This window comes from Malikia spinosa, assembly GCF_002980625.1.
GTDB lineage: Bacteria > Pseudomonadota > Gammaproteobacteria > Burkholderiales > Burkholderiaceae_C > Malikia > Malikia spinosa.
Genome location: NZ_PVLR01000011.1, coordinates 40,083 through 53,112 on the forward strand (window position 1 = coordinate 40,083; position 13,030 = coordinate 53,112).

The following is a 13,030-nucleotide window of genomic DNA, read 5'->3' on the forward strand; positions in this document are numbered from 1 at the left end:
GGGACACATGGCTTGCGCCCCTGACCACCGGCTTCAGTGGTGATGGCCGTGCGCGCCATGCGCGTGGCCGTGCGCGACTTCCTCGGCGGAGGCGGCCTGCACCCCCTCGACCTTGAGGCTGAAGCGCAGCGTCTTGCCGGCATGCGGGTGGTTGCCGTCCAGAATCACCTGCGGGCCCTTGATCTTGACCACGGTGAAGATGCGCTCGCCGCCGTCATCGGCCACGCCACGCAGGGTGCCGCCGACCTTGACGCCGGGCGGAAAATCGGCCTTCGAGATGGTCTGCACCAGGCTCTCGTCGCGCTCGCCGAAGGCATCGGACGGTTCCAGCACCACGGTGGTGGCAAAGCCGGCCTGCTGGCCTTCGAGCGCGGCCTCGATCTTCTCGAAGGTGTTGCCGTAGCCGCCGTGCAGGTAGGCCATCGGTTCGGGGCTGGCTTCGAGCAGCTTGCCCTGGGCATCGGCGACCTGGTAGCTGATCGTGACGACGGTGTCTTTGGTGATTTGCATGGGGACTTTCGGGGCAGCGTTGAAAAGAAGAACGTGATTGTGCCGGCTTGGCAGCCACCCTGCCGAGCGCCAGGGCAGGCGCCGTCAGCGCGGACGCACGCTGACTTCGGCGCTCGTGATGTCGATCAGGCCGGTCCCGGTGCGCAGGCGCAGCGCGCCGTCCGGTCCGACGCCGGCGGCCTGGCCCTCCTGGCCGTCGGACAGGCGCAACTCCAGGCCGGCCAGCGCATCGCGCGCGGCGAAGCGGGCAGCAAAGGCGGCAAAGCCCGCGCGCTCGAAGGCCTGCAGATCCTGCACCAGGGCCGGCACCAGCGCGGCCAGCCATTGACCGGCATCGCGGCCGGGGTCCAGTTCGCATAAAGCGGCCGGCGGCACCGGTGGCAGGGCCTGGGTGGCCGCCTCATCGAGCGGGACCGGCGACCAGGCCGGCAGCTCGGGCAACCACACGTTGAGGCCGACGCCGATCACCGCATAGCGCTGCGCGCCCAGCGTGGCGGCCTCGATCAGGATGCCGCCGAGCTTGCGCCCGCGCCACCAGAGGTCGTTCGGCCATTTGAGCCGGATCTCGGGATGCAGGCTTTCGGCCAGGCTGACACCGACCGCCAGCGACAGGCCGGACCAGTCCGCCGGCTGATAGGGCAGCCCGAGCGAGAAGGTCAGCGAGGCGCCGGGCTGGCTGTGCCAGGACTTGCCGCGCCGGCCGCGCCCGGCGCTCTGCTCGAGCGCGACCAGCAGGGTCGGCGCACGGTCACCGGCACGGGCACGCTGCATCAGCGCGGTATTGGTCGAGTCGATGCTCGGCAGCACCTCGACCGAGAAGTCGGGCCACAGCGGATAGACCGCCTGCCACAGCCCCTCGGCCTGGCGCGTCAGGGCGTGCAGCGCAGCCTGCGAGCTGCTGGCAGGGCTCGGCCCGCTCATGCCGCCCGACCCCGGGACGCCTTCTTGGCTGGCAGCTTGGGTGCCAGCATGGTGCCACGGCAGTTCGGGCTACCGCAGTGGCAGGCGTACTCGGCCTTGAGCTTGGCCGTGTAGCGCCCGTCGACCACCAGGCCATAGTCGAAGAACAGCTCCTCGCCGGCCGCGATGTCGCGCAGCGCATGGATGAAGACCCGCTTGCGCGCGTCCTCCTCGGCCTCGCAGTTGGGCGCGCAGCTGTGGTTGATCCAGCGCGAGGAATTGCCGCCCTGGCCGCCGTCGATCACATGGCCGTCGTCGATGTGGAAGTAGAAGGTGTGATTCGGCTGGGCCGGGTCGTGCGGGTGACGGCGCAGCGCCTCGTTCCAGCTGATGACCTCGCCGGTGTACTCGATCAGCGCTTCACCGGCCGCCAGATCGACGACGGCAAACACGCCCTTGCCATGGACGCCGGAGCGGCGCACCTGCAGGCGGCGGCGCGGTTGGGCGGTGCTGGCGGAGGAAGAAACGTCAGGAGCGTCAGCCATGCGCCAAAATTTGGTAAGGTGAATTCATGCAGGTGCGCGTGTGCGCACACACACAGGCGCGCGTTGCGCGCACGGGAGCCTATTCTAGAGATGAAAACCGCTGGTCTTACCAAAACCTTGGTCATTGCCGAGAAACCTTCAGTCGCCCAGGACATCGTCCGTGCGCTCACGCCCCTGGCGGGCAAGTTCGAGAAGCACGAGGACCATTTCGAGAGCGAGCACTATGTCGTCAGCTCGGCGGTCGGCCATCTGGTCGAGATCGCCGCGCCCGAGGCCTACGACGTCAAGCGCGGCAAGTGGAGCTTTGCCCACCTGCCGGTGATCCCGCCGCATTTCGACCTGAAACCGATCGACAAGAGCAAGTCGCGCCTGTCGGCAGTGGTCCGATTAGCCAAGCGCAAGGACGTCGGCGCGCTGATCAACGCCTGCGACGCCGGGCGCGAGGGCGAACTGATCTTCCGCCTGATCGAGCAATACGCCGGCGGCGCCAAGCCGCTGGGCAAGCCGGTGCAGCGACTGTGGCTGCAGTCGATGACGCCGCAGGCGATCCGCGACGGCTTCCAGCAGCTGCGCAGCGACGAGCAGATGCGTCCGCTGGCTGACGCCGCGCGCAGCCGCTCGGAAGCGGACTGGCTGGTCGGCATCAACGGCACCCGCGCCATGACGGCGTTCAACTCGCGCGACGGCGGCTTCTTCCTGACCACCGTCGGTCGGGTCCAGACGCCGACGCTGGCAGTGGTGGTCGAGCGCGAGGAAAAGATCCGCGCCTTCCGCAGCCGCGACTATTGGGAAATCCACGCCACCTTTGGCGCCCAGGCCGGCGACTACCCGGGCAAGTGGTTCGACCCGGCGTTCAAGAAGCCCTCGGCCAAGAGCGGTGACGAAGGCGCCGACCCTGAGCTCAGGGCCGACCGGGTCTGGAACGGGCAACAGGCGCAGCAGATCGCCGACGCCGTGCGCGGCCAGCCCGCCAGCGTGAGCGAGGAGTCCAAGCCGACCACCCAGGCCAGCGGCCTGCTCTACGACCTGACCAGCCTGCAGCGCGAGGCCAACGGCCGCTTCGGCTTCTCGGCCAAGACCACGCTGGCGCTGGCGCAAAGCCTGTACGAAAAGCACAAGGCGCTGACCTACCCGCGTACCGACTCGCGTGCGCTGCCGGAAGACTATCTGCCGACGGTCAAGGAGACCTTCGAGATGATCGCCGCCAGCCAGCTGAACCACCTGGCGCCGCACGCGCTGGTGGCGCTCAACAACGGCTATGTCAAGCCGAGCAAGCGCGTGTTCGACAACAGCAAGGTCAGCGACCACTTCGCGATCATCCCGACGCTGCAGGCCCCGAGCGGCCTGTCCGAGGCCGAACAGAAGCTGTACGACCTGGTGGTGCGCCGCTTCCTGGCGGTGTTCTTCCCGGTGGCCGAATTCATGGTCACGACCCGCATCAGCAAGGTCGAGGCTGCGGGCACGACCCACCATTTCAAGACCGAGGGCAAGGTGCTGGTCAAGCCGGGCTGGATGGCGGTCTACGGCAAGGAAGCGGCCGAGGACGTGGCCGATGCCGCCGCTGGCGACAAGGGCCAGAACCTGGTGCCGGTACAGCCGGGCGAGACGGTCGCGACGCGCGAGGCGGCGCCGAAGGCCCTCAAGACCCGCCCGCCGGCGCGCTACAGCGAAGCCACGCTGCTGGGCGCGATGGAAGGCGCCGGCAAGCTGATCGACGACGACGAGCTGCGCAGCGCGATGCAGGACAAGGGCCTGGGCACGCCGGCCACGCGCGCCGCCATCATCGAAGGCCTGCTGACCGAGAAATACATGCTGCGCGAAGGCCGCGAGCTGATCCCGACCGCCAAGGCGTTCCAGCTCATGACGCTGCTGCGCGGGCTCGGGGTCGAGGAACTGTCCAAGCCGGCGCTGACCGGCGAGTGGGAGCACAAGCTGTCACTGATGGAACAGGGCCAGCTCAGCCGCGAAGCCTTCATGCGCGAGATCGCGACCATGACCGAGCGCATGGTCAAGAAGGCCAAGGAATACGACCGCGACAGCGTGCCGGGCAACTACGCCACGCTGCAGACGCCCTGCCCGAACTGCGGCGGCGTGGTGAAGGAAAACTACCGCCGCTACGCCTGTTGCGGCGCCGACGGCAAGTCCGACGGCTGCGGCTTCTCGTTCGGCAAGTCGCCGGCCGGGCGCACCTTCGAGATCGAGGAGGCCGACGCCTTCCTGGCCGACAAGCATATCGGCCCGCTCGAAGGCTTCCGCTCCAAGGCCGGCTGGCCGTTCGTGGCCGAGCTGGCGCTCAAGTTCAGCGACGAGGACCAGAACTGGAAGCTCGAGTTCGACTTCGGCGACAAGAAGGACGAGGAAACCGGCGAGCTGGCCGACTTCAGCGGCCGCGAGTCGCTTGGCGCCTGCCCCCGCTGCGGCAGCCCGGTCCATGTGCATGGCAGCAACTATGTCTGCGCACGAGCGGTGCCGACACTCGAGCAGGCCGCGCCGAGCTGCGACTTCAAGAGCGGCACCACCATCCTGCAGCAGGAGATCGCGCCCGAGCAGATGAGCAAGCTGCTGGCGACCGGCAAGACCGACCTGCTCGAGAAGTTCGTCTCGAACAAGACCAAGCGCGCCTTCAAGGCCTTCCTGGCCTGGGATGCCGAGGCCGGCAAGGTCGGCTTCGAGTTCGAGCCGCGCGAGAGCAAGTACCCGCCGCGCAAGACCGCCGCCAAGAAGGCGCCAGCGAAGAAGGCAGCCGCCAAGAAAGCCCCGGCGAAAAAGGCGGCGGCGAAGAAGACGGCCAAAACCGTCGCCTGAGCCTGACGCCAGCGCCAGGTGGACGGGTCAGGCGCGGCGGTGCCTGACCTCGTGCCTGCGCCAGAGCGACCTGACGCTCACTCAGCCCGCTGACGCGGCGGAAAGCGCACCGTGACCTTGAGTCCGCGGCGCGTGGCCTGCTCCGGGCGCGCATCGGCCAGCTCGACCTGGGCGCGGTACTGCTGCGCGACCTCGCTGACGATGGCCAGCCCCAGGCCCGAGCCATCGACGTTGCTGCCCAGCACGCGGTAGAAGGGCTGGAACACCAGCTCGCGCTCGGCCTCCGGGATGCCGGGGCCGTTGTCCTCGACCTCGAGCTGCTGGCCCCCGCTGTCGCCATCGAGCAGCACTCGCACCGTCACCACGCCGCCGGCTGGCGTGTAGTGGATCGCGTTGTCGACCAGATTGCGCACCAGTTCCTGCAGCAGGGTCGGGTTGCCATCGAGCCGGCAGGACTCGGGTATGCGGTCCGGCCCCTCGTAGCCGAGGTCGATCCGCTTGTCCTGCGCCAGCGGGAAGGAATCGGCGATCACCTCGGTCGCCAGGTCGCCGAGGTCAACCGGCTCGCTTGGCAGCGCGCGCCCGGTGGTCTCGGCACGCGCCAGCGACAGCAGCTGGTTGACGGTATGGGTCGCGCGCACGCTCGAGCGCGTGATCTGCTGCAGGCAGCGCCTGACTTCCTCGGTATCCTGCGCGCGCAGCGCCATGTCGGCCTGCATGCGCAGGCCCGCCAGCGGCGTGCGCAGCTGGTGCGCGGCATCGGCCAGGAAGCGCCGCTGCGTCGTCAGCGACACCGCCAGGCGCTCCAGCAGGTCGTTGATCGAACCCACCAGCGGCGTCACCTCCTGCGGGATCGACTCCTGCTCGAGCGGGCTCAGGTCGTCGGGCTTGCGCGCGCGGATGCGCTGCTCGAGCTCGTTGAGCGGCCGGATGCCGCGCACCAGCGCCATCCAGACCAGCAGCACCGCCAGCGGCAAGGTGACGAACTGCGGCACCATCACGCCCTTGATGATCTCGGTCGCCAGCCGCGAGCGCTTGCCCAGCGTCTCGGCGACCTGCAGCAGCACCAGCTGCTCCTCGCGCTCGCCGCGCGCGATCCAGGTGTAGGCCACCCGCACCTCCTCGCCGCGGATCTGGTCGTCGCGCAGGCGCACATGGCCGGCATCGGGCAGCACATAGTTGGGCGGCGCCGGGAACTCGGGATCGCCGCTGATGAACTGGCCATCGGCCTTGCGCACCGCGTAGAAGATCTGATCGGTGTCGTCGGCGCGCAGCAGGTCGCGCGCCTGCGGGGTCAGGTTGAACTGCGGCTGCTCGCTGCGCAGCACGACGAACTGGGTCAGCGCCTGCAGGTTGAACTCGAGCGCGCGGTCAAACGGCTTGTTGGCAATGCCCTGGGCCACGAACCAGGTCAGCGCCAGCGACAGCGGCCACAGCAGCAGCAAGGGCGTCAGCATCCAGTCCAGGATCTCGCCGAACAGGCTGCGCTGCTCGCGCTGGAACAGCCCGAACGCGGTCGTACCGCGCTGACGGGCCGGACGGTCGGAATCAGCCAGGAATTTTTTCAAGGCAATAGCCCAGCCCGCGCACGGTCGCGATCCGGATCGGTCCCTTCTCGATCTTCTTGCGCAGGCGGTGGATATAGACCTCGATCGCGTTGTTGCTGACCTCCTCGCCCCATTCGCACAGGCGCTCGACCAGCTGGTCCTTGCTGACCAGGCGGCCCGCGCGCTGCAGCAGCACCTCGAGCAGCCCGAGCTCGCGCGCCGACAGGTCGATCATCTTGCCGTCGATGCTGGCGACACGGCCGGCCTGGTCATAGAGCAGCGGTCCATGCTTGATCTGGCTGGTGGCGCCGCCCAGGCCGCGACGCGTCAGCGCGCGCACGCACGCCTCGAGCTCCTGCAGCGCGAAAGGCTTGGCCATGTAGTCGTCGGCGCCATAGTCCAGGCCCTTGACCCGGTCCTCGACGCTGTCGGCGGCGGTCAGGATCAGTACCGGCAGCGTCGAGCCGCGCGAGCGCAGGCGCTTGAGCACTTCGAGCCCGTGCATCTTGGGCAATCCGAGGTCGAGGATCAGCAGATCGAACTCGTGGTTGGTCATCAGCGCCGCATCGGCTTCGCTGCCACTGGCGACGTGATCGACCGCGGCACCGGCTGCGCGCAAGGTGCGCAACAGGCCATCGGCCAGGACCTGGTCGTCTTCTGCAATCAGGATGCGCATGGAATCTCCTCTTGTTATGCACACTATTTTAGGCCTCGGCCCGCGGCCTGCCCGCGCGTGCGCGACGGCCGGCGATCGGCCTGGTAGCCGTTGGCGTAGGCCTCCAGGCCGATCGCGACCACGGTGGCGACCGGTGCGCCGACCTGGTCGCGGAACTCGGCCTCGGCCTGCTGCACCGCGAGCCGGAACGCCTGCAGCCACTCGAGCCCGACCGGCGTGAAGCGGATGCGGCGCGCACGCGCGTCGAGCAAGTCGGGCTCGCGCCGCACCAGGCCCCAGGCCTCGCACTGATCGACCAGATCGGCCATCGCCTGCTTGCTCATGCCCGCGCTCTGCGCGAGTTCGGTCAGGCGCGCGCCGGCCAGCGGCAGATGGCGCGTGATGTGCACATGCGCCGCACCGACCTGGCCGCGCGCGGCCAGGTTGGACAGCGCCAGCGGCACATCGAGCGCATGCGCCATCAGTTCGAGCACCCGTTCGTCGAAACGGCGCAGGGCGTGGCCCAGCAAGCGGCCCATGTGGGTCAGCCGCCAGCCCTCGTCCAGGGCAGCGGAATCCAGGCTTTTTTCCATGGTCAAATGGTAATGCAAACTGACTAAAAAACAGGTTTTTTATTTTCAATTACTCGCTACACTGCATCCCAAGCACTCCAGGCGATCCGGAAAATCCGCTCCAGGGTGCTGCAACCCATTGTTTTTTCAAGGAGCCCGCCATGGACGCACCGAACAAGACCCTGAACACCGAAAAGGCCAAGGCACTGCAAGCCGCACTGGCACAGATCGAGAAACAATTCGGCAAGGGCGCCATCATGCGCCTGGGCGAAGGCGAGAAAGTCGAGGACATCCAGGTCGTCTCGACCGGCTCGCTCGGCCTCGATGTCGCACTCGGCGTCGGCGGCCTGCCGCGCGGCCGGGTGATCGAGATCTACGGCCCGGAATCCTCGGGCAAGACCACGCTGACGCTGCAGGTCATCGCCGAGATGCAGAAGGTCGGCGGCCAATGCGCCTTCGTCGATGCCGAGCACGCGCTCGACGTCCAGTACGCGCAGAAGCTCGGCGTCAACCCGCACGACCTGCTGATCAGCCAGCCCGACACCGGCGAGCAGGCGCTCGAGATCGTCGACAGCCTGGTGCGCTCGGGCGCGGTCGACCTGATCGTGATCGACTCGGTCGCCGCGCTGACGCCGAAGGCCGAGATCGAGGGCGACATGGGCGACAGCCTGCCCGGCCTGCAGGCCCGCCTGATGAGCCAGGCGCTGCGCAAGCTGACCGCGACGATCAAGAAGACCAACTGCATGGTCATCTTCATCAACCAGATCCGCATGAAGATCGGCGTCATGTTCGGCAGCCCCGAGACCACCACCGGCGGCAACGCGCTCAAGTTCTACGCCTCGGTGCGGATCGACATCCGCCGCATCGGCTCGATCAAGAAGGGCGAGGAAGTCGTCGGCAGCGAGACCAAGGTCAAGGTGGTCAAGAACAAGGTCGCGTCGCCATTCAAGACCGCCGAGTTCGACATCCTCTACGGCGAGGGCATCAGCCGCGAGGGCGAGATCATCGACCTCGGCGTGGCACAGAAGGTGGTCGACAAGTCGGGAGCCTGGTACGCCTACCAGGGCGAGAAGATCGGCCAGGGCCGCGAGAACTCGCGCGAGTTCCTGCGCGAAAACCCGCAGCTCGCACACGAGATCGAGAACAAGATCCGCGTCGCGCTCGGCGTGCCGGCCCTGCCCGCCTTCGATCCGGCCAGCGTCAAGCGCGGTGCGGCCAGCGACGAAATCGATCCGTCCGACGCCGCATGACAGGCTGGCGCCGCCCCGACCCGGCCCGCCGCCGGCCTGAGCGGTCCGACGCCGACAGCGCCCAGGCGCCCGCCGACGAGACGGCCGAGGCGGCTGGGGCGGCTGGGGCGGCTGAAGAAGCCCCGGCCAGACGCAGCCGGCCCGAGCTCTCGCTCAAGGGCCGGGCGCTGCGGCTGCTGTCGATGCGCGAGCATTCGCGCCTCGAACTCGAGCGCAAGCTCAGCTCGCACGAGACGCGCGAAGGCGAGCTGGCCGAGGCGCTCGACGCGCTGACCGCGCGCGGCTTCATCAGCGACGAACGCGTGGCCGACAGCCTGCTGCACCGCAGATCGGCCAAGCTCGGCGCCAGCCGCGTCAAGGCCGAACTGCAGGCCAAGGGCCTGGACGACGCGGTGGTGCGCGAGGCGGTCGAATCGCTGCGCGCGACCGAGCTGGAACGCGCGCGCGAAGTCTGGCGCCGCAAGTTCGGCCAACCCCCGGCCGATGCCGCCGAGCGCGCCAGGCAGATGCGCTTCCTGGCCGCGCGCGGCTTCTCGGGCGAAACGATCAGGAAGGCGATCGAGGGCGCGGACGAAGACTGAGGTCGCGGATCAGCCGCCGGCCTGATCCGACTCCAGGCGGAACACCGCGACCGCATGCACCAGTTCATCCGCTTGGCTGCGCAGGCTGGCGGCGGCGGCGGCCACTTCCTCCACCAGGGCAGCATTCTGCTGGGTCGCCTGGTCCATGTGGGAAAGCGCCTCGCCCGCCTGGATCACGCCTGAGCTTTGCTCCAGGCTGGCGACGCTGATTTCAGCCATGATCGCTGTCACGCGCTGGATGCTGTCGACGGCGTCCTGCATGGTGTGGCCGGCGTGGTCCACCAACACATCGCCCTGTTCGACCCGCTTGACACTGGCCGTGATCAGGTCCCTGATCTCTCGGGCGGCCTCGGCCGAACGACCGGCGAGCGAACGGACCTCGGACGCGACCACCGCGAAACCCCGGCCATTCTCACCAGCACGCGCCGCCTCGACCGCCGCGTTCAAGGCCAGGATGTTGGTCTGGAAGGCAATGCCGTCGATCACGCCGATGATGTCGGAGATGCGCTGGCTGGCGGCATTGATGCCCTTCATGGTATCGACCACCTGGATCACCGCCTGGCCGCCCTCGGTCACCACGTCACGGGCACTCAAGGCCAACTGGTTGGCGTTGCGGGCGCTGTCGGTATTGCGCCGCACGGTCGAGCCCAACTCCTCCATCGAGGCGGCGGTCTGCTCCAGCGCGCTGGCCTGGCGTTCGGTGCGCTGGCTCAGGTCCAGATTGCCCTGGGCGATCTGGGCGGCGGCGCTCGCCACACCCTCGGCTCGGTCGCGCACCGTTTGCACCACCTGGCTCAGCCCATGGCCCATGTGGTTGATCGCTTGCATCAGGGTGCCGATCTCATCCTGGCGGGTCGTGACCAGTCGGGCCGTCAAATCGCCCTTGGCCAGGGTATCGGCCACCGCGCTGACCTGCGCCAGCGGCCGAACCACCATGCGGCGCATCAACACGAAACCAATCCCCGACAGCGCCAGCACCGCCGCCAGGCCCAGCCAGACCACATAACCCAACAAGCGCTGGGTCTTGGTCGTGTATTCCTCGACATAGGTGCCACCGGCGATCACCCAGTTCCAGTTCGGGTAGAACGCATAGGCCGCCACTTTTTCACGCACCCGAGTCTCGCCCAGCGTCGCATTGATCCAGGGGTAGCGCACGAGGCCGTTCTTCTGCTCCAGCATCTGCTTGATGAACGGGCGACCGCTGGAGTCCTTGGCCTCCAGCACATTTTTCCCTTCTTGCGCCGGATGCACCAGCAGGGTGCCGTAGTTCGGGCCCGGCTGCGCGTCGAGCACATAGTAGTAGCCCGAACTGCCGGCCTTGAGTTGCTTGATCGCCTGCTTGAGGCTGCTGAAGATTTCCGAGAAATCGAGGCCGACAAAGGTCAGGCCGATCACCTGCCCATTTTGATTCTGAATCGGGTCGTACTGGGTGATGTAGCGGCGACCGAACAGGGTCGCCTGGCCCACATAACGCTTGCCGGCCCGCACCTGTGTGTAAGCCGGGTGATTCCGATCGAGCAAGGTGCCGACGACCCGCTCGCCCTGTTCATTCTTCAGCGAGGTGCTGATGCGCACGAAATCGTCGCCCGTCTTGGCGAAGATCGTGGCCACGCTGCCCGTCATGGCCGTGAAGTGATCGACGGTCTGGAAATTCAGATTCAGCGGGCGGCCGTCGAGCTTGAGGACCGGCGTCGCGATCTCCTTGATCTGGACGGTAGCGGTATCGAGCTCCAGATTGCCCGGCAGATTATCGACCAACACCTGCGCCAACGCGGCAATGCGGCGCTGCAAGTCGGTGTCACTGGCCTCCACGAACTCCGCGAGCATCCTGGTCCTGCCAGCCAGTTCCTGCTCGGCCTGGTGTTCCATCTCGCGCGACACCACCACGCTGATCAGGGTCACCAACACCACCAGGACCGTGGTCACCAGCAAGAAATTACCACCCGCTATCTTGGCACCCAGTCCGAGCTGATGCCAGTTCCACTTTCCTTTGCTCATATTGCGTTATATTCCGTAAAACATTCAATTTTATTAAAGATAAGACATTAATTGTTTAATTTGCTTAAATTAATTTGATATAAATCAAGATTTACCTGTGAATTACCCATTCTCAAGCCAAAGACTTGGGCGGTCCGCCCAGGTCGTCCTCGCTAAACATGGGCCGCTACCGGGCGGCCGAGCCCTGGCACAGGCCATGGACCGGCATCCCTGTGGCACAGTGACAGGCATCGACACGAAAACCCAGACATGAACAGCCCGACCTTCCAGATCCTGATGCTCCTGACAGTGATCCTGGTCGTGATCATGACCGTCGTGCTGTTTGCCGTGCAGCAGGCGAACCGGGAGATTCCCGGCTTGCGCGCCTGGGCCTATTCCTACCTCTGTGGCCTGCTGCTCTGTGTCAGCTTCCTGCTCAGGCCCCATGTCCCCGAGGGGCCGGCGGTCATCGTCTCGCAAGTCCTGCTCTTCACCTCGGCCTGGCTGAACCTGGTAGCGACCCAGATCTATACCGGCCGACGACCCTGGACGCGGACCTGCTTCGGCTGGGCACTGCTCATCGTGCTGGGTCTGGCGAGCTACCTGACCTGGCAGCAGCCCGAGCCCCGGCTGCGCCTGGCGCTGATCCTGGGAGCCGGCGGCACGCTGATGCTGCTGAGCGCGCTGGCGATGCTGTCGGCAGAGATCAGAAGGCAGCCGGAACGCTACCTGTTCACCCTGGCCTGCGGCACCCATGGGCTGGCGCTGCTGGCGACCAGCCTGAGCCTGCTGCTGATCCAGACCCACCCGACCGACCTGGAGCGGCTGGATTTCGTCGCGCAGTTCGTGCTGATCGAATCCATCGTCGTGCTGGTCATGCGTGCCTTCGGGGTCGTGATGCTGGCCAATGCCCATATCACGGCCGAGCTGCGGCATTTCGCCGAGCGCGACCCGCTGACCAGCATCTACAACCGCCGCTCGTTCATGACCCTGCTCGACAAGTCAGTCAACCTGATGCAGCGCATGAACTCACCCTTGTCGCTGCTGGGGCTGGACCTGGACCATTTCAAGCGCATCAACGATACCTGGGGTCACGGCAGCGGAGACCAGGCCTTGCGCCACTTCGTCCAGCTGACCACCGAACATCTGCGCAACGAGGATGTGATCGGCCGCGTCGGCGGGGAGGAATTCGTCATCTTCCTGCCCAATACCGGACTCGAGGCGGCGGCATGCGTCGCCGAACGACTGCGCGCGCTGATCGAATCACAACCGGTCGCCGGCCCGCATGGCCCGATCGCCTTGACCGTGAGCATAGGCGTGACGCTGATCGCCAAGGGCGAAACGCAGGAAGCCGCCCTGCAGCGGGTGGACGAGGCGATGTACCGGGCCAAGGCCAAGGGGCGCAACCGGGTCGAGCTGGCCTAGCCGTCGATAGGAAGCTTGCAATCCCTATGTTTTCATGGAGAAGACATAGGGATTTGCTAGCTCTTTTGCAGCCATGCCTGTACCTGAAAGACAAAGCCGTATCCAACCGCAGTGCGGCCCGGCTCATGCAGGCGCCCACGGAATTCAGATTGCCTCAGCTTAATCTGAGCTTAATGTTCATCTTTACAGTTGATAGATGCCTGACTGTCATTGATTGAACTTTCTTGTTGTTCAACCCGATGTCAATTGGCGAAAAATTGCAA

The 13,030-nt window shown here is 66.6% G+C and carries 11 protein-coding genes; 4 read left to right on the forward strand and 7 right to left on the reverse strand.

Annotated features, from left to right (window positions below; genetic code table 11):
- Positions 1-33 precede the first annotated feature (33 nt).
- The 3 genes from C6P61_RS03850 to C6P61_RS03860 all read right to left on the reverse strand — a co-directional run bounded on the left by C6P61_RS03850 (position 34) and on the right by C6P61_RS03860 (position 1,955).
- A complete protein-coding gene (locus C6P61_RS03850; protein WP_105728609.1) occupies positions 34-510 on the reverse strand; it encodes an FKBP-type peptidyl-prolyl cis-trans isomerase in 477 nt (158 codons plus the stop codon).
- Positions 511-594: 84 nt separating this feature from the next.
- Entirely contained in the window at positions 595-1,431 is an 837-nt protein-coding gene (locus tag C6P61_RS03855) for a biotin--[acetyl-CoA-carboxylase] ligase (protein WP_105728610.1), read from the reverse strand.
- The gene (locus C6P61_RS03860; protein WP_105728611.1) at positions 1,428-1,955 is read right to left on the reverse strand and encodes an SET domain-containing protein; all 528 of its coding nucleotides are present in this window, start codon (positions 1,953-1,955) and stop codon (positions 1,428-1,430) included. The genes C6P61_RS03855 and C6P61_RS03860 overlap by 4 nt, the downstream gene beginning before the upstream one ends.
- Positions 1,956-2,045: 90 nt before the next feature.
- Here C6P61_RS03860 and C6P61_RS03865 point away from each other — a divergent pair, with 90 nt between their 5' ends.
- A complete protein-coding gene (locus C6P61_RS03865; RefSeq protein ID WP_105728612.1) occupies positions 2,046-4,760 on the forward strand; it encodes a DNA topoisomerase III in 2,715 nt (904 codons plus the stop codon).
- Positions 4,761-4,837: 77 nt separating this feature from the next.
- Here C6P61_RS03865 and C6P61_RS03870 read toward each other — a convergent pair whose 3' ends face one another.
- The 3 genes from C6P61_RS03870 to C6P61_RS03880 all read right to left on the reverse strand — a co-directional run bounded on the left by C6P61_RS03870 (position 4,838) and on the right by C6P61_RS03880 (position 7,555).
- Complete coding sequence (locus tag C6P61_RS03870) at positions 4,838-6,217, reverse strand: sensor histidine kinase (RefSeq protein ID WP_105728693.1); 1,380 nt, start codon at positions 6,215-6,217, stop codon at positions 4,838-4,840.
- Positions 6,218-6,308: 91 nt separating this feature from the next.
- Complete coding sequence (locus tag C6P61_RS03875) at positions 6,309-6,983, reverse strand: response regulator (protein ID WP_105728613.1); 675 nt, start codon at positions 6,981-6,983, stop codon at positions 6,309-6,311.
- Positions 6,984-7,006: 23 nt separating this feature from the next.
- Positions 7,007-7,555 carry a MarR family winged helix-turn-helix transcriptional regulator gene (locus tag C6P61_RS03880; protein WP_105728694.1) on the reverse strand — a complete coding sequence of 183 codons (549 nt, stop codon included), beginning with the start codon at positions 7,553-7,555 and terminating at the stop codon, positions 7,007-7,009.
- Positions 7,556-7,695: 140 nt separating this feature from the next.
- Here C6P61_RS03880 and recA point away from each other — a divergent pair, with 140 nt between their 5' ends.
- Together recA and recX are read left to right on the forward strand one after the other, a co-directional pair.
- Positions 7,696-8,784 (forward strand): recombinase RecA, encoded by a 1,089-nt coding sequence (gene recA, locus C6P61_RS03885; protein WP_105728614.1) that lies wholly within the window; start codon positions 7,696-7,698, stop codon positions 8,782-8,784.
- Positions 8,781-9,365: a recombination regulator RecX gene (gene recX, locus C6P61_RS03890; RefSeq protein ID WP_105728615.1), complete on the forward strand. Its 585-nt coding sequence runs from the start codon at positions 8,781-8,783 to the stop codon at positions 9,363-9,365. The genes recA and recX overlap by 4 nt, the downstream gene beginning before the upstream one ends.
- Positions 9,366-9,374: 9 nt before the next feature.
- On the opposite strand, the gene C6P61_RS18270 is transcribed toward recX, so the two are convergent.
- Positions 9,375-11,363 carry a methyl-accepting chemotaxis protein gene (locus C6P61_RS18270; RefSeq protein ID WP_105728616.1) on the reverse strand — a complete coding sequence of 663 codons (1,989 nt, stop codon included), beginning with the start codon at positions 11,361-11,363 and terminating at the stop codon, positions 9,375-9,377.
- Positions 11,364-11,612: 249 nt separating this feature from the next.
- Between C6P61_RS18270 and C6P61_RS03900 the strand changes: the two genes are divergently transcribed.
- Positions 11,613-12,767, forward strand: coding sequence for a GGDEF domain-containing protein (locus C6P61_RS03900; protein WP_105728617.1), 1,155 nt, complete (start codon positions 11,613-11,615; stop codon positions 12,765-12,767).
- Positions 12,768-13,030: the final 263 nt, after the last annotated feature.

Coding starts and splice junctions, on each gene's coding strand:
- C6P61_RS03850 (WP_105728609.1), bottom strand. CDS start 510: ATGCAAATCACCAAAGACACCGTCGTCACGATCAGCTACCAGGTCGCC.
- C6P61_RS03855 (WP_105728610.1), bottom strand. CDS start 1,431: ATGAGCGGGCCGAGCCCTGCCAGCAGCTCGCAGGCTGCGCTGCACGCC.
- C6P61_RS03860 (WP_105728611.1), bottom strand. CDS start 1,955: ATGGCTGACGCTCCTGACGTTTCTTCCTCCGCCAGCACCGCCCAACCG.
- C6P61_RS03865 (WP_105728612.1), top strand. CDS start 2,046: ATGAAAACCGCTGGTCTTACCAAAACCTTGGTCATTGCCGAGAAACCT.
- C6P61_RS03870 (WP_105728693.1), bottom strand. CDS start 6,217: ATGCTGACGCCCTTGCTGCTGCTGTGGCCGCTGTCGCTGGCGCTGACC.
- C6P61_RS03875 (WP_105728613.1), bottom strand. CDS start 6,983: ATGCGCATCCTGATTGCAGAAGACGACCAGGTCCTGGCCGATGGCCTG.
- C6P61_RS03880 (WP_105728694.1), bottom strand. CDS start 7,555: ATGGAAAAAAGCCTGGATTCCGCTGCCCTGGACGAGGGCTGGCGGCTG.
- recA (WP_105728614.1), top strand. CDS start 7,696: ATGGACGCACCGAACAAGACCCTGAACACCGAAAAGGCCAAGGCACTG.
- recX (WP_105728615.1), top strand. CDS start 8,781: ATGACAGGCTGGCGCCGCCCCGACCCGGCCCGCCGCCGGCCTGAGCGG.
- C6P61_RS18270 (WP_105728616.1), bottom strand. CDS start 11,363: ATGAGCAAAGGAAAGTGGAACTGGCATCAGCTCGGACTGGGTGCCAAG.
- C6P61_RS03900 (WP_105728617.1), top strand. CDS start 11,613: ATGAACAGCCCGACCTTCCAGATCCTGATGCTCCTGACAGTGATCCTG.